The organism is Granulicella sp. S190 (assembly GCF_009766095.1).
Classification (GTDB): domain Bacteria; phylum Acidobacteriota; class Terriglobia; order Terriglobales; family Acidobacteriaceae; genus Edaphobacter.
Genome location: NZ_LMUD01000023.1, coordinates 376,765 through 403,418 on the forward strand (window position 1 = coordinate 376,765; position 26,654 = coordinate 403,418).

A 26,654-nucleotide genomic window follows, 5' to 3' on the forward strand; every position below is an offset into this window, starting at 1 on the left:
CCTAAAGTTTGGGCAGGTTGGCAACATTCCATCCGCCGCCAAGCGCCTTGATCAGCAGCACGCTCGCATCCATCTGCCTGCGCATAATATCAATTTCATTTCTCTCGTTGTTCAACTCCGTGGTCTGCGCGGTCACGACTTGAAGATAGGTATCCAGCCCGCCAACGTATCGATTATTAAAAATCTGCTCAGCCGATTGAGCAGCTACAGTTGCCCGGTGCTGATTTCCCGCCTCCTGGTCGAGAACCCGCAGCGCAACCAGATTGTCCTCAACCTGCTGAAATGCAGTCAAGGTAGTCTGCCGGTAGTTCGCAACGGTCTCGTCGTAACTCGCATTGGCTTGTTCGGAAACAGCGGCTCTTCGCCCGGCATCGAATACCGTCTGCGACAGCGTCGGTCCAATCGACCACAGCAAGCTTGCCGGGTTGAACAGATTCGCGAACGAGGTACCTTCAACACCCACATTTCCACTTAGGGAGATCGTCGGGTAAAATGCAGCTCGCGCGATACCGATGCGGTCATTCGCCTCTGCCACGCGCCGTTCTGCCGATGCAATATCCGGTCGTCGCTCCAGAAGCTCCGAAGGCAGACCAGGCGGGATCGCGGGCGGACGCGCATCGAGCGGAGTATTCGGCAGCGAGAAAGAAGCTGGTGGCTTTCCTAAAAGAACCGCGATCGCATGCTCAAACTGAGCCCGTTGTAAGGTGATGTCCCGCGCCAGTACCTTGGCCGCCTCAAGCTGCGTCTGGGCCTGGTCCACGTCCGACTTTCCAGCAACTCCGCCTTCAAATCGATTGTCCGTAATCCGATAGGCTTCTTCGAAATCTTTCACCGTATTGTTCAGCAACTTCTCCTGCGCGTCGGCGCTGCGAGCCTCGAAGTAATCAACCGCCAGCTCTGCCTGCAGACTGAGCAGCACCGTCTGTCGATCCCCTGCACTCGCCTGCGCCTCTTCCCGGGCAGCGCTGACAGTACGTCGAACCCGGCCCCACACATCGATCTCATAGTTCAAATCAACAGGAAGATCGAGCAAGCCGACGCCATTCCCTTGCGCGTTGTTCAGGTTGAAGTACGGCTGATTCGAAGACTCACGCGCTCCCCCGGCGAAGGGCGCGACGCCTATCGTCGGATACAGAGAGGCATGGTTGAAACGAATCAACGCGCGTGCTTCACGAAAGCGAGCATCCGCCGCCTTCAGGTTCTGATTATTCTCCGTTACCTGCGGCTCAAGTGCATTCAGCTCCGAGTCGCCGAAGATCGTCCACCACTCGCCTCGCAGCATCGCGTCTGCAGGTTGAGCGACCTGCCAGTTGGAATTCTCCTTATAGGCGTTCGCGTCTGCTTCTTTATATCCCGGAGCCATCGGGACCGAAGGCTTCACATACTTCGGCCCAACCATGCATCCGCTTAACAGAGCCACAGCCGCACAGGCCACAACTGCGGGTCGTAGCATCACTGTGAGCCATCTTTCTTCTGCATCTGGGTGGCGTCTTCGGTGACACGGCTCTTCACCTGTACCTCCTGGCCGTTGGCCAACGAGTCCGACGGATCCAGAAGCACGGCATCCTTCGTAGTAAGTCCGGAGGCAATTTCGACATTGGCACCCAGGTCTTTGCTGATCGTGACCGGTACCAGTTGCACTTTGCCATCACGCACCACGCCTACCTGCAGGCCTTGCGCCCGGAACAGCAGCGTGTTCGAAGGAATCATCAGGTTTGATGAGTGCTCCGGCACTTTGAAGTGAACAAATACATATGCGCCGGGCAGCAGCTCGCCCTTGGGATTGTCGACGTCGACTTCAACATTCAGCGTCCGCGTTGCAGAGTCGATTGCATTGGAGTTGCGCACAATCGTGCCTTCAAATGATCTGTCGGGGTACTCATCCAACGTCAGACTAGCCTTGCCGCCTTCTTTGATCGAAGTAGAGTAAGCCTCTGGAACAGACACGAACACGCGAATCTTCTGGATCGCTGCAAGATGAAACAGCTCTTTCGGCGTTGTATTCTCGCCCGCTTGAATCAGTCCGCCAATATCGATATTGCGTGCCGTCACAATCCCGTCAAAGGGAGCGTAGATCTTCTCAAACGACTGCAGCTGTTGCAGCCTGCGAACGCTCGCCATCGAAGCATCCACGGCTGCCTTCTTCGCTGCAGCATCGCTCACCGCAACGTCGGTCTCCTGCTTCGAAACCGAGTTCGTCGTCAGAAGATTCTGGTAACGAGCAGAAGTCGTATTCGCAAGGTTGAGATTCGCCTGAGAGCTCTTCAGATCGGCCTGCGCCACCTGGAGCTGCTCATCCAACTCAGGGGTCTCGATCACCGCCATCAGCTGTCCTTTGCGAACATGTGCCCCAATGTCGAAGTACCAGTTTTTCAAATATCCGCTCGTGCGTGCATAGATCGGCGTATCCACGTAAGCCTGCGTGTTGCCCGGCAACGCCAATCCCGAAGATAAGACGGAGCTGGCAGGGTAGATCACATTCACGGAAGGAATTGCCTCAGCCTTGGTGTCCTTCTCGAGCGTGCTCTCCGATTGGTGTCGCGCCGCAATCCCAAAGAGCACCACCAGCGCAACAATCACCGCAATGATCACCACGCCAATCCAGGTTCCCTTAGTGAGTCCCGGCTCCCGGGGCTCCTGCGGAGAGGAGAATTCGCTTGAAGGTGTCGTCATATCTTCATTCATCGTCTCCACCTTGGCCCCGCTCGTCATACGTTCTCCCTCAATGTTCATAGATTCTCTCAAGCTCCAGCCGTCAACCGATGTTCAGGGCTCTCTGTAACGCTCTCGCTCTTCTTGTCCGAGCTGTGAAGCAGCGCGAACACTGCCGGAACAAAGAGAAGCGTGGCAATGGTCGCACAGCAGAGGCCGCCGATCACCGCGCGTCCCAGCGGAGCATTCTGTTCTCCGCCCTCACCGGCTCCCAATGCCATCGGGATCATACCGATGATCATCGCCAGCGCCGTCATCATGACAGGTCTAAACCGCGTTGCCCCTGCTTCGATGGCGGCTTCTATCGCATTCCCATGATGCTCCAACCGATCTTTGGCGAACGAGACCACAAGAATACTGTTCGCCGTGGCAACGCCCATACACATAATCGCACCCATTAAAGCTGGGACGCTCAATGTCGTCCGTGTCGTAAACAGGAACAGCACGATACCCGCAAGCGCTGCCGGTAACGCCGTGATGATGATGAACGGATCGAGCCACGACTGGAAGTTCACCACGATCAACAGGTAAACCAGAACGATGGCAAAGGCCAGTCCGGCAAGCAGTCCGAAGTACGAGCTGTTCATCGTCTCAATCTGCCCACGAACTTTCACGAAACTGCCGCGTACCAGCGACTTTTCATTTCGAGCCACAATCTTGTTGATGTCTTTGCCCACAGAACCTAGATCGCGGCCTTGAACTGCCCCATAGATGTCCAACGTACGCCGAATGTTGTAGTGGGTCACAACCTCCAGTTCGTTGCTGCGTGTAATCTTCGCAACATCCGTCAGAATCTCCGGCTGCTTCGCGGTCGCCGAAGAGATAGGAATATTTTCTAGCGAGTTCAGAGAACTGATCTGGTACTGCGGCGTCTGCTCTACGATGTTGTAGGTCGTGCCGTTCTTCCAGTTCAGATAAAACATCGGGTTCAATTGAGTGCTGCCGCCCAAGATGTTGAGCAGACTGCTGCCCACGTCGCGTTCGGAGTACCCTCCCTGCGCGGCTTTGGTTCGGTCCACCGTAACGTCCAACACGGGATAGTCGTCTGGCTGTTGTATTCGCAGATCCACCAGTCCCGGAACGTGATGCAGTTCGCTCAGAATCTGGTTCGCGACCTTACGGTTCGCCGCAATATCCGAACCTTCAAACTGGATATCGATCGGTGCCGGCAAGCCAAAGTTCAAAATCTGTGTCACGATATCCGAAGGAAGAAAATAGAACATCACCCCAGGAAAAGCGCGCGGCAGATCCCTGCGCAACTTCTCAACGTAATTCGCAGTCGGATGATGGTCTTCCTTCAGGGAGACCAGAATGTCCGCGTCTCCAGCGCCAATAAGACCTGAAGTCGCGTGCTGAGTGTTCAGCGTGCTGTACGGCAGCCCGATATTGTCGAGCACATTGTCCATCTCACCCGCTGGAACCGTCTTGCGAATATCCTGCTCGATCAGATCGCAGAGCCGCGCGGTCTCCTCGATGCGGGTGCCGCTCTTCGCTCGAACATGCAAAAGGAACGAGCCGTTATCTGTGGCGGGAAAGAAGTTTTGTCCGAGGAATGGAAGCAGGGCGAAGGCGCACAGGCAGATCAACAGAAAGATCGGAACGAAGAAGATTCTCAGCATGACCAAACGGCCCAGCAGATCCTGATACGCGCTGCGGACCTTCTCGAAGCCCCGTTCGAATCCACGCTGGAACCGGGCAAGAATATTGTTTGAAACAACCGCATGATGGTCATGCTTCTTGAGCAGGTACATCGCCAGCGTTGGCACAAGAGTACGAGAGAGAACGTACGATGCGAGCATGGCAAAGACGACTGCTTCTGCCAGCGGCACAAACAGATAACGCGAAACTCCGCTCAGAAAGAACATCGGCAGAAACACGATGCAGATACAAAGCGTCGATACCAGCGCAGGCACAGAGATCTGGGCCGCGCCCTCCAGGATGGCGTCATGCAGCTCTCGGCCCTCCTCCAGGTAGCGTTCGATATTTTCGATCGTCACCGTCGCATCATCCACAAGAATACCGACCGCCAGCGCCAGTCCGCCCAGCGTCATGATGTTGATCGTCTCGCCCAGCAGCCCCAGAACAATGATCGATGTAAGGATCGACAGTGGAATCGAGACAGCGATAATAATCGTGCTGCGCCAACTTCCCAGGAAGAGCAAAATCATCAACCCGGTCAGGACCGCTGCGATTACAGCCTCTCGAATTACTCCTTGCACCGATCCGCGAACAAATACAGACTGGTCGCCGATTGGAGTGATCTTCAACTCCGGCGGCACCGTAAGCTTTACCCTTGGCAGCAGGTTTCGTATGCCGCTTACCACGCTCAGTGTCGATGCAGTACCCGACTTCAAGATCACCATCAGCGCTCCGCGATGGCCGTCCTGCCGCACGATGTTTGTCTGCGGAATGCTGCCATCGGATACCGTTGCCACATCGCGCAGGTAAATCGTCGTCCCGTTCACCTGCTTGATCGGCAGGTTGCTGATGCCCTCCAGCGTCACCGGCGAAGAGTTGATGTGGATGTCATACTCAGCCTCGCCGATCTTCGCTGTACCGCCCGGCTGCACCACGTTCTGCTGTGCCACTGCGTTCAACACATCCACGGGCGAGAGTCCCTTCGCCTGCAGCAGCTTCGGATCGATATTCAGCATGATCGACCGCTGCTTGCCTCCGTAGATATTTGGAATCACCGCGCCCGGGACTGACACCAGCTGCGGGCGAACGAAGTTCGCGCCAAGATCGTTGAGCTGCTGCTCGCTCAACCCGTTCCCCGACAAGCCAAGCTGCAGAATCGGTACACTCGAAGCGCTGAAGTTGATGATCTGTGGTGGCAGAATACCTGGAGGAAGGCTGCGCAGTTGAAACTCAGACGCCGCCGAAACCTGCGAGTTCGCCGTATCCAGACTCGCGCCCGGCTGCAGGTAGATCTTCACGATCACCTGTCCCGCAAACGTCGTCGACTCGATATGCTGAACGTTGTCCACCAGCACCGTCAGCGCTTTTTCGTACGGTGTCGTCAGTCTGCCTTCGAGCTCTTCAGGATTCAGCCCCGTATACTGCCACGCCACCGACACCACAGGAATATTAATGTTCGGAAAGATATCCGTCGGCGTGCTCGAGATGACCACAGGTGCGGCAATCAGAATCAGGATCGCCAGCACAATAAAGGTGTACGGTCGGCTCAGAGCTACTTTGACAATCCACATGCGACAAACCCTCTTCCGCTTCGGGCAAATCTCTCTATAGAGTAAGACAGTCTAAGGTATCCGCTGGTTTCACAGTTATTTCCGAAGGCCTTCATCGGAAAAACCGATACCATGTTTTTAGGAGAGATTTATGGAACTTAGACATCTACGCTACCTCCGCGCCGTCGCCGATCACGGAACCTTCAGCGAGGCTGGCCGTCAGCTTCACGTCTCGCAGTCCGCCATCAGCGAGCAGATCGCCGATCTCGAGCGAGAAATCGGCGGCACCCTCCTCAACCGAAGCCAGGGCCGAACCCGTCTTACTCCGCAAGGTGTCATCTTTCTCGCCGAAGCGCGTAAGACTCTCGCAGCCGCTGATCGCGCCGTCGAAATCACGCAACGTTCCCTCATCGGTCAAGTGGGCTCTCTCAGCATCGGCTTCTTCCTCTGGGGCGCAGGCGGCTTCTTCGCTCGCATCATTCGCGAATACCGCAAACTCCATCCTGACATCAAGCTCTCCCTCTACGAGATGCGTACCCCCGAGCAGATGGAAGCCCTCACCAGCGGCAAGATCGACGTCGCCTTCGCCCGTCCGCTCGAACCGCCCTTCGACCAGATCCTCCGCGCCGAGCTTCTCTATCGCGATCCCGTCGTCGTCGTCCTCCCCCGCGATCACCCACTCGCAGGCAAACCAATCTCAATCAAGGCCCTCATCACCGAGCGCTTCGTCCTCTGCGACCGCCAGATGACTCCTGGCCTCTTCGATGGCATCGTCGCTCTCTGCTCCTCCGCCGGCTTCTCTCCCAACATCGTCAACACCTCCGCCACCTGGTCCGGTGTCCTCACCCTCGTCGAGTCCGGGGAAGGTATAGCCTTGGTCCCCTCGGGAGTCCGTTACCTCCGCCCTCCCGGCGTCGTCATCTCTCCGCTGGTGCCGCAAAACCTCCACATGGGGCTGTCGGTCGTCTGGAACCCCCAGAACGAGGATCCCATCCAGCAGGACTTCCTCCGCCTGGTACGGGAGAACAAAGACCGCATCCAGCGCACTCACGGCAATTAACTCCAAGTCGCCTTCCCCCACATCTTTAGTGTCTAATGTTCTCCATGATCCGTCCCTGCTTCCTCGTCATCGACCGTGAGTTTCCCGGCAGCATCTCGACCCGCAAGCTTGTGATTGAAACCGCCAAGTTCAACGTCCTCACCGCATATAGTGGCAAAGAGGCCATCGAGGTCTTCGCCCGTTTTCCTGCCGTCTCCGGCGTCGTGCTCGATGGCGGCCTTGACGATATCACCTGCGACGAAGTCGCTCGCAAGCTGAAAGCCATTCAGCCGAAGATCCCCATCATTGTCATTGTGGCCCCTGGGTTCACCGGATGTCCCGAGTCCGACTATCAACTCGAATCCTTCGATCCGGCAAAGCTCCTCGAGATTCTTCGTGGACTCAAGCCAGAGGCTGCAGCCGAGATCGAAAAGCGTAACGAAGAGCTCAGCCGCGAGAAGCTCTCTTAATCTCCGCCAAACGCAGAAGAGCCCTTCCCCCGCGATCTTCTGCGAAGGGAAGGGCTTCTCTCTTCCTGCTTATTTGCCTGCTTCGGCGTCGATCGTAAACTGAACATCATCACCCAGCATAGGCACGCCAAACTTCGAACCGAAGTTGAAGTCGCTGCGCTTCAGCGTCCCGGTAGCCGACAAACCCGTCACCAGCTTGCCGCCCATGCCCTTCTGCGGAGGCGTCGGCCCATCGACATCCAGAGTCACGCTCTTGGTCACGCCGGCCAGCGTCAGATCGCCCACTACCTGCAGCTTTCCATTTGTGCTCGTCACGCTGGTTGACTTGAATGTCAGCGTCGGAAACTTCTCCACATTGAAGAAGTCAGGCGACTTCAGGTGGCCATCGCGCTTCTCATTGTTGGTCGTAACGGTCTTGGCATCGATTGTCGCTTCCACGCTCGACTTGCTCGGATTCTTGTCGTCCCAGATGATGTTGCCGGTCACGCCGCTGATCGACCCGCGCACCGTGCTGACGCCCAAATGTTTGATCCCGAAGTTTATCTGCGAGTGGTTAGGGTCAATGGTCCAGGTTGAGCTCTGGGCCAGCGCGCTGGCTCCCGTGAGCAGTAGCGCAGAGAGGGCGGCGGTAAAGATGCGACGGTTCATAGGGTCGTTCTCCTTTTGGAAGGGTGAGTCTGCTGTGAGATGTCCTGGTTGTAGTGCTCGACTCAAAAATACGTGCCGGTCACCGTTGCATTTGTGTAAAAACTTGGTCGGGCCTTATGCGACAAGAAGAGAGTTATGCGAGGTCGAACAACAGGATCTCGCTGTTTGCCTGCCCCTGTGCATGCACCTCCAGCGTCTGTTCGTTATCGACCGCGACCGCATCGCCTGTCTCGAGCGCCTTGCCATTCACCGTCACCTCGCCGTGGATCACATGCAGCCACGCATGACGCTTGCTCCCCAGCGGATAGGTAATCTGTTTGCCCGGCGTCAACTCCGCAACCGAGACGCTCGTATCCTGGTTGATCGTCGCCGCACCGGCGGACGGCGTCGGCGAAGCCAGCAGCTTGAAGCGGTCCAGCTTCTCCTCCGCTTCGAACTTCAGCTGCTCATAACTCGGTGTCGTGCCGCGGCTCTTCGGCTCAATCCAGATCTGCAGAAAATGAACCGGCTCCGTCTCCGAGCCGTTGAACTCGCTATGCACCACGCCGCTACCGGCCGACATCTTCTGAATCTCGTTCGGCCCCAGGACCTCCACGTGTCCCATGCTGTCCTTGTGTGCCAGCTTGCCCTTCAGCACATAGCTCAGAATCTCCATATCGCGGTGCGCATGCGCTCCGAATCCGCGCCCCTCGGCTACGCGATCCTCGTTGATCACGCGCAGCGATCGGTATCCCATATGCGATGGGTCATGATAGTTGGCAAACGAAAACGTGTGGTGCGAATCCAGCCATCCATGGTCGGCATGGCCTCTCTCGTTACTCTTGCGAATAGTCAACATGGTGATTCCTCTCCTGCTGCTTCACCGGCTCATTAATTAGGGCCGCATGTCCTGCATCTCACCTGTTCCTTCAGGCGGTCTTACACTTCTGAGTAGGCACCGAGCTCTTCGCCGCGATGCCCATCTTCTTCAAACCCTCGTAAAGCGTCCTGCGCTCCGTATCGGTCAGCCCAACGGCGATCGACTCAAGATCCTTCTCGTGTCGGGCATAGATCTCTTCGATAAATCCTTTGCCCTCGCACGTCAGCTCCACGTATCGAGTACGTCTGTCCGTGGCACAGTTCTTGCGCCGCACCAGGCCCCGCTTCTCCAGCCGGTCAATCGCCGAAGTCATGGAGGCACTCGCCAGCAAAACCTTCTCGCCAATCACTGAGATCGTCAGCGGCCCTTTGTGCAGCAAAACCTCCAGGACCATAAAGTCACTCAAAATCAAACCCTGTGAGGTGATGGCTCCTTCGATAAAAGCCCCGATCGAGTGATAAGCCCGCGCCAACACCAGCCAGAGTCGAGGCGCCGGAACCACTGCATCGTCAATCTTCATCTCGGCCACCTCCTAACTCCTACGACATAAGATATCTCGACATCGAGATAAGATTCAAAACCTTCATCTCCACGCAAACCCTCCTATTATCAATGTCCTTGTGAGGCTCTCTTGGTTCTCAGGTGCGCTTTGCTGTCAGATAAGAGCATCGGTCAACAGCTAAGTGGATATGGAAAGGTTCTTTGGGGTGGCCATTGGAATCCCTTCACTTTCGCCCTAACGTCGCTAATAGATCTCAAAGCAGCGCGTTCAATCTTTGAAGCGCCGCCGGAGGACGAATTGCTTTCACCGACGTCTCTGCCGTTTCTGAAACTCTTTACTTTGCCAGTGCCGATCTTCCTAACGCTGTTGCTACCGCTGCTGTTGGCGGTAGCGTCTTCTCTACCGTGGTCTGTTCTTCTGTTGTCTCTCCGAAGGGCAGCGGAGCAATCCGTTGCCCCGGAACTTCCCCACCCCCACCTTCTACCCTTCTCTCTCCATCAACTTTGCTTAGCGATTGCCATCGTGGTTACCATCCCCCTGCCAACGATTAAAACGCAGCGCAGCGGATTGGGAACGGCTCGTCTCCTAAGCTTTGCTCTACTTCTTTGCGTGGCCGCCCTCCCCGCCTCGAGCGCAGAAGGTCTCTCTCCCTGTATCCGTGGAACGGTGAATGACTCTGACGGCGCAATCATCAAAAATGCTCGGGTTCTGCTAACCGATCAGGCAACAGAGGCAGTCTTCAAAACCCGCACGACCGGCAGCGGCACGTACGAGTTTCGCAAGATTCCCCTTGGCGTCTACTCCCTCAGCGTTCAGGTTCCTGGCTTCCAGACCCTGACAATCTATGGCATTCACCTCGCAGTCGACTCTGACGACAACAGACAGATCGAGATGCTGCGTGGCCGAATGACCCAGGCCATACTTGTCCCGGCCAAGCTCCTGGAAGCCACGCTCTTGGAAGAAGCCGCGCAAACTCTCAGGCCGCCGCACCCCGCGGCTCACCCTCAGACCCTCTTCTTGCCCATCTGCTGCCCAGCCTCTTTCATGCGTCCGGTCGCGTCACCCGCGCTCAAAATCGCCAACGGCGGCAGCGTTATCCCGGCCCCAACTAAAGCGTCCTCCACCACCCTCTGCGCCGCGCTCTTCTGCGGCGTGTCTCCTTCTGCCCCAAACGTCCAGGCACGCTTTCCCTTCATCGTCTCAGGCTTGAGCGTCCCCAGTAAGGCAAGTAATTCGTTCAGCTCCTCCGTCTCAGGCCTCTCATCCTCTAGCCCAACCACCACGGTATCGGCCCAAAGCAGGTCAGCCTCTTTCAGCGTCCCATAGCCTTTGTGCCCCACTTCAACCGAATCCGCCATCGCCAATCGCCGCAACCGGATGCTAGCCTCGGACTCGACGGCCCCCACTCCAACCGCCAGTGCCAACTGCTCGGTGCGCTCGGTGTTCGCTTGAAAAACAACCAGCACTTGACTCATATGTTGCTTTCCTCCGGTTTGCTCATCGCGCTGAGTTCATCCTAGTCCGTGTGTGGCGGCTGAGTTTGATGGTTAAAAAGTTGCGGGTGGTGAAATATGGGTTTTGCTGTGGGTTTTACGAAAGTATGTTGTTTTCCGATGGTGTTTTTGTGGTGAAGGTGTGGTGTTTTGCGTGGTGAACGTGGTGTTTTAGCAGCCACTTTTTCGGCTGCTAAAAACACGCCACGTTTTTCAACTTTATTTTCCGGGCCGTTATGCTTCCGAAATTAGCCTTCAGTGTTAAGGGGTTTTCTGGCGAAATAGTAGAGGGAGAAGGCGAGCAGGGCGAACATGACGACGCTCACCGGATCGTGATGGAGAGGGTTATGTTCGCTGAAGCGGGGAATGGAGCGATCGGTAGCGGCTTCGTAGAGCTTGACGCAGACGCCCAGCAGGCCGACGATGCCACCTGCAGCGATGAGTCCAGAGGCGTAGAGGGATCCGGGGGAGACTTCGGATTCAATGGTGGCATCGCGGGCGGTGATGGTGTTGGGCAGCGGAAGACCGCTGGGGTCGGCGTGCGTGGGGTCGGTGGGGTCGAAGTCAGGATGTTGGGCGAGCCAGGTTTCGCGGTCGGAGTGCCACAGCGCCAGCGAAGCTTCATGTTCAAGCCGAACTTTTTCAGATGCATGGCGCTGCATCGCGCGATCCACCATCCAACGCATCACGCCCCCTACGAAGATGGCGAGAGTTGTGGCGATGCTGAGGTAGGCTCCTACCGCGAAGGTCAGTGACCGAACACCAAGAAGTTCGACAACTACAACGATCGCAACACCGAGCAGAACGAGGGCCCACGGAAGTTTTCTGCTGAGAATTCCATTAATGACTGTGGCCATCAGACGGCCTTGCGGGGCCGCTGCTTTTTCACTTCCGATTCCCTGAATCCATTGCACTTCAATCTCGCCGGTAGCGGTGTTGTAGAGATATTTGCCGTCGTCGAGCGTGGTTGATCCGATGGCATTCAACAGCACGTACTGGCGTGCATTGGAGAGCTCTTCTTTGGCGTGGTCGGGGGTGTGAGAGGTAAGGGTGATCCTGTCGTTGCCAGAGAAGTGGCCGTTATTCTGAACGCCGTCAGGGAGTTTGTCGAGAGAGAAGACGATGGGTTTCGGGAGGCGTTGAAAGGTCTCGAGGCCTTTGTTCATCGCGTTGAGCGTAGCACCGATGGAGAAGATGGAGACGATGACGCCGATCATGATGGCAACCTGCTGCTTCCACGGGGTCGCGCCGATGAGGTAGCCGGTTTTGAGGTCTTGCGAGGTGTCTCCTGCGTTTGAGGCTGCAATGCAAACTACTCCGCCGATGGTGATGGCTAGGGCTCCAAAGGCGGGTGCGGTCCAGCCTTTGACAAGGAAGATAGCGGCAGTCGCCATGAGGGTTGCGATGGTCATGCCCGAGACTGGCGAGGCGGACGAGCCTACGATGCCTACGATGCGTGCGCTAACGGTGACGAAGAGGAAGCCGAAGACGACCACGAGAAGGGCCGCGGCGATGTTGGCGAAGAGACCGACCTGCGCTCCGGGGATGGGTTTGAATTCGAGAAAGAGAACCATCAGGACGATGAGAAGAAGGGAACCGCCGAAGACCACGATTGGAGGAAGATCGTGTTCTGTGCGAGAGGGTTGTGCTGCCGCCGATTTGCCTGAGCCTGTCTTCTTGAAGCCTTGAGTGAGTGCACCAACAATAGTGGGCAAGGTGCGGAGGAGGGTGATAAGGCCAGCGGCCGCGACTCCACCGGCGCCCATCGGACGGACGTAGGTTCGCCAGAGGTCGGAGGGAGACATCTGCGTTATTAGGACGGTGCCGGGATAGAGCGGGGTGGTGAGGTGCGAGCCGAAGAAGTAGATCGCTGGCATGAGAACCAGCCACGAGAAGACACCACCTGCGAGCATGATGGCCGCGACGCGGATGCCAATGATGTAGCCGACGCCGAGATACTCGGGCGTACAGTCGGCGCGGATGGCAGAGCCTTTGAGGAGGTGCTGCGTGCCGAGATCGGGCTGATAGTCGGGCTGGCTGGGCCAGAGGGCGAAGAGGTTGTCGTTCTGGAAGAGGGTATAAAGACCGCCGAGACCGAGACCGAGGAAGACACGCGAGGCAAAGGAGCCGCCGCGTTCCCCTGCGATGAGGACGTCGGCGCAGGCCGTCCCTTCTGGATAGATAAGGTTGTCGTGCTCTTCTACGATGAGCTGGCGGCGAAGCGGAATCATGAAGAGGACGCCAAGCCACCCGCCGAACAGGGCCAGGGCGAAGATGCGGGACGCTTCCAGGTCGAAGCCGAGGAAGATGAGAGCGGGAAGTGTGAAGATGACACCGGACGCGATGGATTGGCCTGCGTTGCCGGTGCTCTGAACGATGTTGTTCTCAAGGATGCTGGCTTTGCCGAACGCACGCAGGATGGAGATGGAGAGAACCGAGATTGGAATGGATGCCGCGACCGTGAGACCAGCCCGTAACCCCACATACACGGTGACGGCCCCAAAGAGCACACCGAAGATGGCGCCGAGAATGAGCGCTCGCGCAGAGAGCTCGGGACGCGTCTCTGTGGTGGAGACGAATGGCTTGAAGGTTGGTTTGGTCGGTGTGGATGTTGCCATGGTGGTGCTTCTCCCGCTTTGATCGAGCTTTGTTTCGGCTTCGATGGAGTGTATCAGCGGGAAAGGGAGTGAGCTTATTCGTCGCTCAATGGGGTAGTGGTTTGCCTTGATTCAGTCAGCTTATGACGCAGCAGAGTGGCGAATGCACAGGCAATAAGAAAGAGCATCGGACCTGTGAACAGAAAGCGGTCGGTGATCCACTTTTGATCGAGAAGCCCTGAGGACTGGCTGTAGAGAGGTCCGAAGAAGCGCTCTATGCGGCCGGATGAGCGCTGCGCGTCGAAGACGCTCGATGCCCTGGACTGCCAGGTGGTGAAGCGGATGAGAAAGGCCAAGGTGACCGGCAGCCAGGCCCAGAGGATGGGTGGGACTGTGCGAGGTTCGGGCGGGAGTTGCGCGAAGGCGGCAGGAGCAAGCGAACGGAAGAGATCTCCGAGCGCTTTGCCGAGCTTGCCGAAGGGAACGAGGCCCAGGAGAAAGCCTGCTGCAGCAAAGATGGGCAGGAAGTAGCTGAGGACGAAGCCGACGCGATTGAGGCTCGTCCAGTGCATTTTGACAGCGAGCTGCCAGATGGGCGTGGTGATAATCCACGAGAAACGGATCGCGGTGACTGCGATCAGGAAGTACAGGAACAGGCATTTGGCACACCATGTGACTACCTTCAGCATGGCCTAGATGTAGCACAGGCGCATCTTTTATGGTGCAGAATTGTTGGCGCTCGCCACGGCTAAGGCGCTATACTGCGTGAAATGGCGCGGTCCGACGGACCTGGAGCGCCGGCGAGTGAGGTGAGTCTTCAGCGATTGCTTGAATGACAATGCGCTCGGGATAGCTGCCGGGGGTCCACCCGGTTCCCCGCCTGGCGGGGTGGTATTTGGGCGCGTGATGTCGCAGTGGTGGCGGGGGCCTGGACGGGTGGTTCGGGCGACGCTGGACGATCTGGTAACGACGTTGTATCCGACTGATTGCAGGGCTTGCGGGGGGCCTCTGCTGAGAGCTGGACTCTCTCCTCTTTGTGACAGGTGTACCGATGGAGTTGAGGCGCAGTCGATGACGCTGTGCGTGCGTTGCGGCGAGGCGCTCGACATGGAAGGCGTGCGGTTCGCGGGGCAGTTTCCGGCGGAGGGGCTGGTGTGTTCGCCGTGCCGGATGGTACCGCCGGAGTTCGAGCGGGCCGTGGCCTATGCGGTGTACGAGGATGAGCTGCGGGAGATGATCCATCTGCTGAAGTATGAGCGGATGCGTTCGGTGGCCAAGCCGCTGGGCGGATTCCTCGCGCGGGCGATCGAGATGCTTGAGGGTGAGACCGGCGGAGAGCTGCTGGTCGTTGCGGTGCCTTTGTATCCGTCGAAGGAGCGAGAGCGCGGCTACAACCAGGCGGTGTTGATGGCAGATGCCGCGCTGGCGGAGTTGAAGAGATCTCGTCCGCAGTGGAAGCTGACCTCGGTGCATGGTGCGATTCGCAGGGTGAAGGATACGCGGAGCCAGTTTGAGCTGACACCGAAGGGGCGGCGGCGGAATCTGCAGGGTGCGTTCAAGGTGGACGATCGCGCGGCACTGGCTGGGCGCGAAGTTTTGTTAGTGGATGACATTTATACGACCGGGGCTACGGCGCGGGCTTGTGCGCAGGTGCTGCGGCGGGTGGGAGTCACGAAGGTTTGGGTTGCGACGGCTTCGCGGGCTCAGCCGGAGATGATTGCCAGTTGGGATGCAGGTTCCGGGACCGCAGCCTGGGACGCTGGTTAGGGAGTTGGGGTCGGTAGAGAAGCTTGGCGCGAAGTGCTAACAGTAGCTGGAACCGGAGGGCTTTGAGATGCAATCGGGGAAGATGCGGAAGCAAGGGCTGAGTGGAAAGCGACACGCGGGGCACGCCGGCGGACACCATGCCGGGCGTGTGACGACGGAGCGCGAGGTTCGGGTTGGCGTGTTTAGGCAGCCGGCGATGCAGACACCGGTACTGGTGCTGAATGCGTCGTATGAGCCGATTAATATCTGCGGGGCAAGACGGGCCCTGGTGCTGGTGTTGAAGGGTGTGGCGAGGACCGAAGAGGAGCAGGGCGCGGTGCTGCATGCGGCGCGGATGCGGGTGGCCATGCCAAGTGTGATCCGGTTGCTGGAGTATCGCAGGATCCCGCACCAGACCCGGGCACTGAGCCGAAAGAACATCCTGTTGCGCGATCGCAATTCGTGCCAGTACTGCAGCGTCATCCTGACTGCGGGGGAGCTGACGCTGGATCATGTCATTCCACGGTCGCGTGGCGGGCTTTCGACCTGGGAGAACCTTGTCGCCTGTTGCCACAACTGCAACCGACGCAAGGGCAACCAGATGCTGCATGAGCTGACAGACATGAAGCTGCAGCGGGAGCCCCGGCCGTTTTCTCTGCATACCTCGCGGCATATTATGCGAATGATCGGAAGCGCGGATGCAGCATGGCGGAAGTATCTCTACTTTGAGGCGGAGCCTGCGGCTTAGCGTCTTTGATCTGTACTTCATGCTGAGTTCTGGGTACTCCCTCCCCCCTGGGGGTATTTTGGGAATAACCAATTTAGAATCAGATATTTGCAGGATGCCTGTGCCTGCAAAATATTGATAATAAATACGTTGCGGCTAAAATACTTTAAATCAGTAATTTATGGCGATTAGGTCGTGAAAGATGAGAGCCCCTTGGGAGGATGTTCTTGGGGTTTTTCTGTTCTCTGGTTCTATTCTAGCGGTTAGCGGGTAACTCATGCGCCATGCGGAAGTAGTTGTTTCGTAACGGCTTAGGTGGCTTTTTGGCTTGACAGCCCTTTTTGTTCTGTGTCCTGCCTGCCGGACAGGCCCACTGCGCGTGGCGCGGTCACTTCGTGACTTGTGATTGCTTCGCGTGTCGCTCCCGTTGGTCGCCGTTGAAACCGGGATGATAGTTTCAGCGGCGGGGACTTCAATGTCTTATATCGAGAGTTATCAATGCGACGTGTGCGGCGATAAAAAGGGTGAGGGCGGGGATTGGTGGCTAGCTGGGTGGACTGCTTTCCCGGATAGAAGCCGGAGGAAGATCAGCCTCTGATTAAACTGACGCGGTGGCAGTATCACCATGCGCACTCGGCCCGGGTGAAGCACCTGTGCGGCGCACGGTGTGCTGGGACGTTGATTGATCGGTGGATGACCCAGCAGCATGGGACCCGGATGCTCACTGCGAGACGAAGTAAAGGTTTTGACCTGATTTGAGGCTGAGTATCCTCACAGGTTGCTGCGGGAGAAAGAGCCCGCGGATTACCATAGTTTCTCTGATTTTTGTTGCGGTACGACAGAAGTTGGCAGAAGATGTCGATGTGGTGTGTGGCAGAGCTTTTGCGACCACCCGAACGGCACAGATGGCGACGGGCAAATCTTCCAGCTGTGGGGCTCGATTCTCTCAAGAGGCAGTTCCATGCAAAAAAGATTTTCTGGGAGGTTCCATTTTAAGAGTGCCTGCTCGATGATGTTGCATCTTGTCAAACCGCGGCAACTGACTTCACAGACGCCATTCTCGATGCACGCGAACTAAGTTCGTTTTTGTATAGGGTGATGAGACTTGGCGTGTCTTCGCTTCGGCTGGCAGTTTGCCCGTTCTATTCAAATCGACATTCGGATGTTTCTTGAGGTTTTGATGCGAAATTCTGCTGTTTCCGGTCTCACAGTTCTTCTGTTTGCTTCAGGGATTGCCTTTAGCCAAGGTACAAAGCTACCTATCCAACAGGCCATCGAAGCGAAGTATGCTGTAACCAAACCGACCGCCGACCATAAAGACATCGTCACTGCGGGCGCGGTCATTGATCTGACGAAGGACAACCTCATCATGTATGGCGTTGACTCGTCGGTTGCCGCGAACTCCACCTATAAAGGCGGCAGATTCCAGTCAAGCGGGATATCGAAGCTGCAGAACTGGAACAACCGCTTCCAGAAGATAGGCGCTAGCAACACCAGTACGAATAGAACGTTCGTTGCCGGTGAGAAGTTTTGGTTGATTGGCGTGGATGTCCGTGACGATGGGGCGGTGCTCGAGTTTCTGTCAGATGCTATCAGCGATGTGCGTTACAAGGCTTTTGTGAAGTATCCGTTCCCGAATGGGACGGTTCCAGCGCCCGATGTCGTGATGCAGGAGATTGGCGAGACCATCAAGGCAGAGCCGGTAGAAGGAGCTGCGAAGGATGACGCGAAGCAGCCGGCTCCTGCCGCCGCCGCTGCAGCCGCGCCAACGCCTGCCATGGCAGATATTCCGCCGCCGCCACCACCGACGGACGCTCCGGCGGCAGCGCCTAAGTCCATCTCGCTTGGTCAGACGAAGGATGAGGTCGCGGCAAACTTTGGACAGCCGACAAAGATCGTCAAGCTTCCTACCAAAGAGATCGATTACTACCCGGATATGAAGGTGACCTTTGTTAAGGGTAAGGTTTCGGACGTCCAGTAAGGGTTTTGCTGCAGTTAGGCTTTTTGCGCTTTGAAGAGCGGTTATCAGTCTTTTGCGCGAGATTGCGGTTTCGAGCGGGCCAGTTCCAGAGTTGTGAATTACCGGTTTTCAGGAGAGGTCTTATGGTTATCGCTCAGTCGCGCAAAGTCGGCAGTCTCTGCATTATGACTCTGCTTTCCCTCTCGTTTTTATTTGTAAACGCATGGGCTCAGACCAAGAAGGCAGCACCAGCTCCAAAAGCTGCACCTGCAAAGGCGGCCGCGCCTGCGGCCCATGGCGCAGCCGGTGGTACGGCCGCGCATGGAGCGACTACGACGACACATAGCACCACCACGACCACCACCAGTCATGGGGCGACCACCACGACCACCAGAGCGACGACGACTTCGGCCCACGGAACGACCACGAGCGCGTCGCGCACGACGACTGTGGCTCACCCGGGCGGTGCAGGACCAGCCGCGCATGGAGGCGTTGCGGGCGTGCATAGCGGCAATCTGTCCCATGCCGGTCCGGCGGGCTCTCACGATCACGTGGCTGCGAATGGAAGCGCCATGCGTACGCGGGCCAATGGCCATCCAATGGACGTCCATGATGCACGTCGCGGGATGGACATTCATCACAACCTGGGTGGCGGCCGCCGAGTCGATATGGAGCGTGCCGACCACTCGCATCTCTACTACGAACGTGGAAGACCTGGCTACATCTCACATCCCTACATGCATGGCGGGCACGAATATTACCGGCGCAGCTACTACTACAACGGCCGGGCGTACGACCGCTACTACAACCACTACGGTTACCGCGGCGCCTATCTGAACGTGTACGCTCCGGGCTACTACTATGGAGCGGGTTTCTACGGGTGGGCGTATAACCCGTGGGTGGCTCCTGTACCTTATGCGTGGGGCTTCGCCGCTGCGCCGTGGTACGGATATTACGGTGCTTACTTCACGCCCTACCCTGTCTACGCGGCGCCCTCGCTGTGGCTGACGGACTACCTGATCTCGCAGTCGCTTGCAACGGCCTATGCGGCTCATATTGCCGCGGAGTCTCAGGCTGAGGCGGTTGCTGCGTCCGCACCGCCCGCGCCGTTGAGTCCGGAGACCAAGCAGATGGTTGCGGACGAGGTAAAGCGGCAGATTGCCCTGGAAAATGCAGAGTCGCAGGCGAACGCCCAGCACCAGGAGATTGATGCGCAATCGAGCAGCATTGCGCGAATCCTGAGCGATGGCAAGGACCATGTTTTCGTTGCCGGCAAGGAGTTCGATCTGACCAACACCGCGAACGGACAGGAGTGCGCGGTTACGGATGGGGATGTTCTTCAGCTTGCGGGTCCGCCTGCGGCTGACGCGACTACGGCAAACCTGATGGTGATGGCGAGCAAAGGTGGAATGGAGTGTCCCAGACAGACGACGGTCGCGGTTTCCTTTGATGATTTGCAAGAGATGCAGAACCACATGCGGGAGACCGTCGATCTGGGGCTGAAGGAGCTGCAGGCCAAGCAGGGGCAGGGTGGGTTGCCTGCAGCGCCGCAGTCGGCCACGGTTCCGCCGGTGACGGCTGAGATCGCACAGAATGCGCCACCACCGGATCCTGCGGGCGCGCAGGAGCTCGCGCAACAGGCGAAGGAGGCTGACAAGTCTGAGCAGGAGGTTGCTGCGGCGACAGCCGGTCCAGGAGCTGCGAGTGCGAGTGGGCCTTCGGATGTAGCCTCCGTGGCTCCTCCTGCCGCGCAGGCTCAGCCAACGTCCATCTCGATCGGACAGACTACGGACGAGGTGAAGTCTTCGATGGGTCAACCGACACGCATCCTCAACCTTGGCCCGAAGACGGTGTATGTCTATAAGGATATGAAGATCACCTTCAAAGCGGGGAAGGTTGCCGACGTCGAGTAGATGCGGGCGGATGGCTGTGGGCGGCTGCGACGGATGGATTGAAAAGTTGTGAGTACGGGTGGGCCGTCGAAGAGGACGTCCCATTTGTCAGTGAGCAGGTTGGTCGGGTGTGTTGTATTCTCGGCGAGAGGGAATCGTCGATGGCTTACAGCGAGAGTTATACGTGTGATGTGTGTGGGGACAGCAAGGGTGAGGGCGGGGACTGGTGGCTCGCCTGGGTTGATTGTTTTCAGGGAAAGAAACCGGAACAGGATCAGCCACTGATCAAATTAACCCGGTGGCAGTCCGACCATGCGCATTCAGCGGGGGTGAAGCACCTTTGCGGTGCGCGGTGTGCGGGTACCCTGATGGACCGTTGGATGTCTGCCCAACACGCCGATCCTGATGCGCACTGTGAGACGGCATAGCCTCTAGTTTGGCGGTTTTACCGGCTGAGGTGGCGCGCTCTTGTCTTCTGGAGCTTTTTTGTCGGTGATGTCTTCGCCGTTGTAGATGATGCGCGCGGTGGCGTGGTACTGCTTGTAGTCGGTGTATTTGACGACGTTGCGCATGTGGACGTCCTGAGAGAGGGCACCCTCCTGGGCTACGAAATGGAGGTTGCCCTCGGCCTTGGTGTAGGTGGGGAACCAGTATTTTCCGTCGACCTGTTCATAGTAGGTGGTGAAGGGCGGGGAGAGGTCTTCGTGGCCTTTGCGCTTGTCCTGGGGAACGGTGATGCCGTTGACGAGGACGATCTGGAGGTCCTGCTGGTCGACCCAGACCTTGCCCTGGAAGTAGCGCTTGCCTTTTTCGAAGGTCTTTGGTGCAGCGGAGAAGACGTAGGTGTCGAGCTCGTCGATGTGCTGACGACCGAGGTAGGTGATGTCGTACTTGGGCAGGTCTTCGGTGGTGAGGATAAAGGGCAGGCGGTGCTCGATCTCGTCGAAGTCGGCGGGGGTCATGAGGACGCGCTCGAGGCTGTTTTGCGGGGCGAAGACGACGTGCTCGGCGCGCTTGCCGTCCTTATCGAAGGTGATGTCGGTGACCTGCTGGTACTCCCCGTCGACGCGGTTGGTGTCCTCGGCGAGAGTGTCGACTTTGACGGTCTGGCGAAAGGTGTAGTTCTGGCGGGCGAGGCTGAAGAGGGTCTCGCGGGCGGCGAACTTTTCGATAATCTGCTGCGAGGTGAGGCCGGTGGGCTGCGCTGGATCGAGTGGGCCGAAGCCGGCGGATTCCTGCGCGGCGGCTCCGTCTGGATTTGCGACAGCGGCGATGGCCCAGGCGGCCGGGGCCGATAGCAGCTGGAGGGAGAGTGCGCTCGCGGAGACGGCGAGGAGAGTCGCTGCGGTGACGAGGCGAGATGAGAGGGGCTTCATGCGGAGAACTCCATGCGGTGCTGGCCTTCGGTTTTAGGCGCTGTCCTTTATGCGGCGGGACATGCCTAGATGAGACACGCTACTAAGCATAGACGCGATACGGGGAGGTTTGGTTGATGTTGGTTGGGGCGAGAGAGATGGGTAGAGTGATTGCGTTGCGGTGGCTGGAGCTATCCGTTGCCAGCGGCGGGGTTTGGGCTCTGTGGTGCCGGATGCAGGCTCGCGCGGCTGAGGGCAGGCGGGAGCGGCGGGAGCAGGAGGAGTTGCGGGCTTATGCGGGTCTGGAGGTGCGGCTTTCGGCTGGAGAGGAGCTGCAGGGACTGGCGATTAGGGTGAGCAGGGTGATGGCTGCGAAGAGCTCGTTTCGCAGGGCGGCGATGCTGATAAGGGATGCGGACGGAGGACTTTCGGTGGCGGCCAGCGCGGGGATGGAGGAGAGTACGGTGGGGTCGCTGAATGGGTGGGCGGCGGAGGTGGTGGAGGAGGAGCATAGGGGTGGGAACGGTGCCAGGAGGGTGGAGGATGGCCTGGGGAGGAGGATCAGCGGGAACGCCTTTGCCGTGGTTTTTGACGGAGGCAGGGCGCGGCTGGGGGCGGAGGCGAGGGGGGCGGTTGTGATTCCGCTGTGGACGACCGGAGGGAGGATGCTGGGAGCGTTGGCGGTGGGCGCCGATGGCCTGCTGAGTGTGCGGCAGAGGGAGCTTGAAGAGGCGTTGTGGCCGCTGGAGGCTTTGGCGGTGAAGGTGGCGCGGACGATGGAGAACGCGGCGCTGGCTGAGAGGCTGATGCGCGCGGAGAGGCTGGCAGGGGCGGGGATGCTGGCTGGAGGGATGGCGCATGCGTTGAGCAATCCGCTGACTGCGGTACTGGGATTCGCGGAGCTGATTGCAGGCTCGACGGGTGAGGCGCGGGTGAAGACCGATGCGGAGATCATTGTGCGGGAGGCGCTGCGGATGCGGCAGACGGTGGAGACGCTGCTGGATTCGTGCAGGCCTGCGGGTCAGGGAGAGGAGCCGGTGGACCTGATGGCGACGGTGCGTGAGTTGGCGGAGGAGTGCGGAAAGAGGCTGGAGAGCCGAGGGGTTCGGCTGGTGGTGCAGGCCGATGGCGGGGTGCATGGAGTGCGGGGGAATCGGCACCGGCTGCGGCAGTTGGTGGAGCATCTGCTGAATAATGCGGCGCAGGCGCTGGCTGGGGTGCGGGCGGCGAGGACGGGCGAGGAGCAGGTGATTCGGATGTCTTTGACTACCTCTGAGGAAGGCGTGGGGCGAGGGGAGGGGTCCAGGGTCCACCTGGTGGTGAGCGATACGGGGCCTGGATTCCGCGAGCCGGGGCGAGTGTTCGATCCGTTCGGCGCGATGCATGAGGGGGGCGATAGCGCGGGGATGGGGTTGAGTCTCTGCTACTCGATTGTGCAGGAGCATCGAGGGGAGATCCATGCGTTCAATCTGCATCCGCATGGCGCGGCGGTGGCGGTGGAGCTGCCGGTGATGGTGATGCGAGAAAAAAATACGGGTGTGGGGGCGGGTGCGGTGATGGCGTAGTTGTTTGGGGATATGCGGTTTTCCTATGCTTTTTTTCATGGTGACGACGTGGTGGGATGGTTAGAAAACGTGGTGTCAGGGGTGGTGGCTGCGTGGCTGATTTCGTGGTCCTGAAAATGCGCCACGGTTGCGGGATTTATTTTTTGCTGGGTGCGAGAGGTAGTGGGGGATTCTTCGGTGATTCCCCTAGAGGTTCAATACGCGGGTTGCAGAGGTAGACTGGCGCGATGAAGAACTGCGCGGTTGGTACGGGTCTGTTGGCGGTGGTGGTGGGTGTTGCCGGTGTCTGGAGCGGGGTGGGGACAAGAATGTGGGCGCAGGGGTTTGGACCTGACTCCGATTCCCTGTCGGGTGGGGCGGCAGGGAAGAGGCCGATGACGTTTGCGGATCTGCAACGCATGAAGCGGGTGAGCGATCCACAAGTTTCGCCGAATGGCAGGTGGGTCATGTTTTCGGCGACCGATGTGGATCTTGAGAAGAACACGAAGGTGAATCATCTTTGGGTGGTGCCGATGGCGGCTGCTCCTGCGGACAGTCAAGGAAAAGCAGATTCCTCCGCTGCGCTGCGGAATGACAACAAAAAAAATGGGAGTGAGCGGCAGCTGACGTTCTGGAAGGAGGGTGAGTCCGGGGGAAGATTTTCGCCGGACGGAAGACAAGTTGCGTTTGTGGCGACCGACAGCACGACAGGGTTGTCGCAGATCTTTCTGGCTGCGTGGGATGACGCCGCAGGCACTCTGGGGACTCCGAAGCGGTTGACGAATGTGAGCACGGAGGCGGATGGGGCGGTGTGGTCGCCGAACTCGAAGCGGATTCTGTTTGCGTCGAGGGTGTATCCGGAGTGCAGTAACGAGGCTTCGTGGATGGATGAAGATCTGTGCAACAAGAAGAAGGAGGCGGACGCGGCGGCGAATCCTGTGAAGGCGCAGGTGTTCGAACATCTGCTGTACCGGCACTGGAATAGCTATGTGGGGCCGAAGCGGAGCCATGTGCTGGTGGTGTCGGCGACGGATGGGAATGCGGTGCGGGATCTGACTCCGCGGCGGGATATCGGAGATGCGGAGGCGCCGACATTTACGCTGGGCAGCCCGATGGGGTATGCGTGGGCCCCGGGCTCGGAGGAGATTGCTTATGTAACTAATGTTGATCTTGTTCCGGCGGCGAGTACGAATAACGATGTGTTTACGCTGCTTCTGGATGATGCGGGGGCGAGGCCGCGCAAGGTTTCGACTTCGATGGGCAGCGACGATGCGCCGTCGTATTCGCCGGATGGAAAGTACCTGGCGTTTCGCTCCCAGGCTCGTGCTGGGTATGAGAGTGATCGGTTTCGACTGATGCTGTTCGACCGCCTGGCGGGAACGACGAAGGAGCTGATGCCGAAGTTTGACCGGTGGGTGGATGAGTTTGTGTGGAACCCGGCGAATCCTGAGATCTGTTTTACGGCAGCGGATCATGGGCAGGAGCGGATCTTCTGCGCGTATCCGAATCTTGGCGAATCGCTTTTTGCGCTGCCGGGGGAGGGAGAGTACGGCGAGCTGCAGTTTGCGGCGCTGAAGGATGTTGGGTACGAGCTGGTGGCGACGAAGATGACGGTCGAGTCACCGTCTGCGGTGGTGGCGCTCTTTCGGGGTGAGGTGACGCAGTCGGGGGACAGGGATATTCCGGATGTGTCGAACCAGATTGCAACGACGGAGGTGCGGCTGACACATTTGAACGATGACCTGGAACGGCAGCTTGACCTGCCGAAGATGCAGAGCTTTGTGTTTGGTGGAGCAGAGGGGATGCCGGTGCAAGGGTTCATGATTCCGCCGCCGGGATTCGATGCTTCGAGGAGGTACCCGCTGAAGTTTTTGATTCATGGGGGGCCGCAGGGGGCGTGGGGTGATGCGTGGAGCTACCGATGGAATGCGGAGCTGATGGCGGCGAGCGGGTACGTGGTGGTGATGGTGAATCCGCGTGGATCGACGGGGTACGGGCAGGTGTTCGTCGATGGGGTGAATGGGGATTGGGGTGGGAAGCCCTATGTCGATTTGATGAAGGGGTTGGATTTTGCGGAGACGAGGTTTCCGTTTATCGATAAGACGCGGGAGTGTGCGCTGGGCGGGAGCTATGGCGGATTTATGGCGAACTGGATTCTGACGCACACGGACCGGTTTGCATGCATCGTAACGCACGATGGGATGTTCAATCCAGAGAGCGCGTATGGAGATACGGAGGAGCTTTGGTTTAACGAGTGGGAGTTTCGGAGGCCGGGTGAGGTAGCGCCGGGGCAGCCGTGGAGGTATGCGGCGGGGCCGGTGGCGAACGATCCTTTCAGGAGATGGTCGCCGATGCTTTCGATACAAAATGCGAAGACGCCGACGCTGGTGGCGCATTCGCAGAAGGACTATCGGCTGGATGTGTCGGAGGGGCTCCAGCTTTTTACGGCGCTGCAGCGGCTGAATGTGCCGAGCAAGATGCTCTATTTCCCGGATGAAGGGCATTGGGTGCTGAAGCCGCAGAACTCGAAGCTCTGGTATGAGACGGTGGGGGATTGGTGCGACCGGTGGACGAAGACGAATCTTTATGGGACGGTGGTGCCTTATCGGACGGCGCCTGCGGGTAAAACGCCTGAGACGCCTCGGGGCGGGGATAAGAAGCATTCGGCTGCGAAGACTACTGTGCCGGTTGTTGCGGCTGCTCCGCCCATTGCTTCTGCTGCTTCGGTGACCGCACCTTCTGCGGTTGCTTCTAATGTTGCGCCTGTGGAGGAGATGCCTGCGGGTGGTGGAGACTACACGATTGCGATCAGTGCGCCGCAGGATGAGGTGCGGCTGGGATCGGATGCGCGGGTGACGATTGCGCTGAGGAATGTGTCGAGTCACCAGATTGCGTTTGCGCATCATCCGGGGGCGAATAATCCGGAGTTCTCGTACAGGATCGAGGTGAAGGATGCGGCGGGGCATGTGTTGGAGGGGACCGCGTATGGGCGGGAGTCGGCGCAGCATCAGCAGGAGGAGAGCCGCACGGTGGAGTTTGTACAGCCGGGGAAGGCGGCGTTGCAGACCGCGCACCTGGCGAAGCTGGTGAGTTTCAGCCGGCCCGGGAGGTATATGGTGCGGGTGTTTCGGAAGGATCCGAAGACGGGGGCTGTGGTGCGGTCGAATGAGTTGACGTTGAATGTTTTGCCTTGATGCGTGGTTGATGCTTAGTTGCTGATCTTTGGTGAAGACTTGTCCTGCCGGACGGGCGCCCTGCGCGGGCGGCGGTCACTTCGTGACTTTTGTATCGGCTTCGCCACTGGCCTTCCGTTGGTCGGCTGGGATTGATTTGGGTGAGAATGGGTTGAGGGATTGTGATGGCGTTTGCACGGCCGAAGAAGCGGGAGCCGGTGGGTGAGGCTGGTTTGTTTGAGTATGCGGTGGGGACGCTGGCGCGAAGGATGCGGACGGTGCGGGATCTGCGGCGGTTGATGAAGACTCGCGCGGAGGAGGGTGAGGCGGGCGAGCAGGCGATGGATGCTGTGATTGCGCGGCTGAAAGAGCTGAACTATTTGAGCGACACGCGGTTTGCGGAAGACTATACGCGGGTGCGGAAGGAGCATGAGAAGTTCGGGAAGAGGCGTGTGCAGCAGGATTTGATGATGAAGGGCGTGGGGAAGGAGCTGGTGGCGGCGACGCTGGAGACGGCGTATGAGGATGTGGATGAGGTGGCGTTGGCTCGGCAGTATATTGCGCGGAAGAGGATGAAGCAGCCGAGTGGGGAGAGTGCACAGAAGGAGACCGTGAGGACGATGAACCGGCTGATGCGGGCGGGGTTTTCTTCGAGTGCGATCTTTAAGGTGCTGAAGGAGTGGGATCTGCCGGAGGGGGCTCTGGCTGGCGTTGAGGAGGGTGGGGTGGATTCGGACTCTTATGCGGAG

The 26,654-nt window shown here is 58.5% G+C and carries 19 protein-coding genes and 1 pseudogene; 10 read left to right on the forward strand and 10 right to left on the reverse strand.

Going from position 1 to position 26,654, the window contains the following annotated elements:
• Position 1: 1 nt before the first annotated feature.
• Genes GSQ94_RS15025 through GSQ94_RS15035 form a run of 3 tightly spaced genes read right to left on the reverse strand, consistent with a single transcriptional unit; the run spans position 2 to position 5,921 of the window.
• Complete coding sequence (locus GSQ94_RS15025) at positions 2-1,453, reverse strand: efflux transporter outer membrane subunit (protein WP_158944807.1); 1,452 nt, start codon at positions 1,451-1,453, stop codon at positions 2-4.
• The gene (locus tag GSQ94_RS15030) at positions 1,453-2,733 is read right to left on the reverse strand and encodes an efflux RND transporter periplasmic adaptor subunit (RefSeq protein ID WP_254063890.1); all 1,281 of its coding nucleotides are present in this window, start codon (positions 2,731-2,733) and stop codon (positions 1,453-1,455) included. The genes GSQ94_RS15025 and GSQ94_RS15030 overlap by 1 nt, the downstream gene beginning before the upstream one ends.
• 8 nt (positions 2,734-2,741) lie before the next feature.
• Positions 2,742-5,921 (reverse strand): efflux RND transporter permease subunit, encoded by a 3,180-nt coding sequence (locus tag GSQ94_RS15035; protein WP_158944664.1) that lies wholly within the window; start codon positions 5,919-5,921, stop codon positions 2,742-2,744.
• A 130-nt stretch (positions 5,922-6,051) separates the two neighbouring features.
• Between GSQ94_RS15035 and GSQ94_RS15040 the strand changes: the two genes are divergently transcribed.
• Together GSQ94_RS15040 and GSQ94_RS15045 are read left to right on the forward strand one after the other, a co-directional pair.
• Positions 6,052-6,960 carry a LysR family transcriptional regulator gene (locus GSQ94_RS15040; RefSeq protein WP_158944665.1) on the forward strand — a complete coding sequence of 303 codons (909 nt, stop codon included), beginning with the start codon at positions 6,052-6,054 and terminating at the stop codon, positions 6,958-6,960.
• Positions 6,961-6,995: 35 nt separating this feature from the next.
• Positions 6,996-7,409 carry a response regulator gene (locus tag GSQ94_RS15045; protein ID WP_158944666.1) on the forward strand — a complete coding sequence of 138 codons (414 nt, stop codon included), beginning with the start codon at positions 6,996-6,998 and terminating at the stop codon, positions 7,407-7,409.
• A 69-nt stretch (positions 7,410-7,478) separates the two neighbouring features.
• On the opposite strand, the gene GSQ94_RS15050 is transcribed toward GSQ94_RS15045, so the two are convergent.
• From GSQ94_RS15050 to GSQ94_RS15060, 3 genes are all read right to left on the reverse strand, one after another.
• Complete coding sequence (locus GSQ94_RS15050; RefSeq protein WP_158944667.1) at positions 7,479-8,057, reverse strand: YceI family protein; 579 nt, start codon at positions 8,055-8,057, stop codon at positions 7,479-7,481.
• A gap of 133 nt (positions 8,058-8,190) precedes the next feature.
• Entirely contained in the window at positions 8,191-8,895 is a 705-nt protein-coding gene (locus GSQ94_RS15055) for a pirin family protein (RefSeq protein WP_158944668.1), read from the reverse strand.
• A gap of 70 nt (positions 8,896-8,965) precedes the next feature.
• Positions 8,966-9,436 (reverse strand): MarR family winged helix-turn-helix transcriptional regulator, encoded by a 471-nt coding sequence (locus tag GSQ94_RS15060; RefSeq protein WP_158944669.1) that lies wholly within the window; start codon positions 9,434-9,436, stop codon positions 8,966-8,968.
• 648 nt (positions 9,437-10,084) lie between these two features.
• On the opposite strand from GSQ94_RS15060, the pseudogene GSQ94_RS21860 reads away from it, so the two are divergent.
• Positions 10,085-10,252 (forward strand): annotated as a pseudogene (locus GSQ94_RS21860) (carboxypeptidase-like regulatory domain-containing protein); the annotation flags it as partial.
• Positions 10,253-10,422: 170 nt separating this feature from the next.
• Here GSQ94_RS21860 and GSQ94_RS21475 read toward each other — a convergent pair.
• The 3 genes from GSQ94_RS21475 to GSQ94_RS15075 all read right to left on the reverse strand — a co-directional run bounded on the left by GSQ94_RS21475 (position 10,423) and on the right by GSQ94_RS15075 (position 14,197).
• Positions 10,423-10,893: a hypothetical protein gene (locus GSQ94_RS21475; protein WP_254063892.1), complete on the reverse strand. Its 471-nt coding sequence runs from the start codon at positions 10,891-10,893 to the stop codon at positions 10,423-10,425.
• 266 nt (positions 10,894-11,159) lie between these two features.
• Entirely contained in the window at positions 11,160-13,529 is a 2,370-nt protein-coding gene (locus GSQ94_RS15070; protein ID WP_158944671.1) for an OPT family oligopeptide transporter, read from the reverse strand.
• A gap of 74 nt (positions 13,530-13,603) precedes the next feature.
• Complete coding sequence (locus tag GSQ94_RS15075) at positions 13,604-14,197, reverse strand: hypothetical protein (protein WP_158944672.1); 594 nt, start codon at positions 14,195-14,197, stop codon at positions 13,604-13,606.
• A gap of 139 nt (positions 14,198-14,336) precedes the next feature.
• On the opposite strand from GSQ94_RS15075, the gene GSQ94_RS15080 reads away from it, so the two are divergent.
• From GSQ94_RS15080 to GSQ94_RS15095, 4 genes are all read left to right on the forward strand, one after another.
• Positions 14,337-15,275, forward strand: coding sequence for a ComF family protein (locus GSQ94_RS15080; protein ID WP_158944673.1), 939 nt, complete (start codon positions 14,337-14,339; stop codon positions 15,273-15,275).
• A gap of 67 nt (positions 15,276-15,342) precedes the next feature.
• A complete protein-coding gene (locus GSQ94_RS15085; RefSeq protein ID WP_158944674.1) occupies positions 15,343-16,002 on the forward strand; it encodes an HNH endonuclease in 660 nt (219 codons plus the stop codon).
• 1,159 nt (positions 16,003-17,161) lie between these two features.
• Positions 17,162-17,962 (forward strand): hypothetical protein, encoded by an 801-nt coding sequence (locus GSQ94_RS21155; RefSeq protein WP_158944675.1) that lies wholly within the window; start codon positions 17,162-17,164, stop codon positions 17,960-17,962.
• 122 nt (positions 17,963-18,084) lie between these two features.
• Positions 18,085-19,854: a hypothetical protein gene (locus GSQ94_RS15095; protein WP_158944676.1), complete on the forward strand. Its 1,770-nt coding sequence runs from the start codon at positions 18,085-18,087 to the stop codon at positions 19,852-19,854.
• 410 nt (positions 19,855-20,264) lie between these two features.
• Here GSQ94_RS15095 and GSQ94_RS15100 read toward each other — a convergent pair whose 3' ends face one another.
• Positions 20,265-21,209 (reverse strand): hypothetical protein, encoded by a 945-nt coding sequence (locus GSQ94_RS15100; protein WP_158944677.1) that lies wholly within the window; start codon positions 21,207-21,209, stop codon positions 20,265-20,267.
• 137 nt (positions 21,210-21,346) lie between these two features.
• On the opposite strand from GSQ94_RS15100, the gene GSQ94_RS15105 reads away from it, so the two are divergent.
• The 3 genes from GSQ94_RS15105 to GSQ94_RS15115 form a co-directional block, all read left to right on the forward strand.
• Positions 21,347-22,753 carry a sensor histidine kinase gene (locus GSQ94_RS15105; RefSeq protein ID WP_158944678.1) on the forward strand — a complete coding sequence of 469 codons (1,407 nt, stop codon included), beginning with the start codon at positions 21,347-21,349 and terminating at the stop codon, positions 22,751-22,753.
• Positions 22,754-22,980: 227 nt separating this feature from the next.
• Complete coding sequence (locus GSQ94_RS15110) at positions 22,981-25,926, forward strand: S9 family peptidase (RefSeq protein WP_254063893.1); 2,946 nt, start codon at positions 22,981-22,983, stop codon at positions 25,924-25,926.
• A 164-nt stretch (positions 25,927-26,090) separates the two neighbouring features.
• A partial coding sequence (locus GSQ94_RS15115) for a regulatory protein RecX (protein ID WP_158944679.1) occupies positions 26,091-26,654 on the forward strand: 564 nt, incomplete at its 3' end.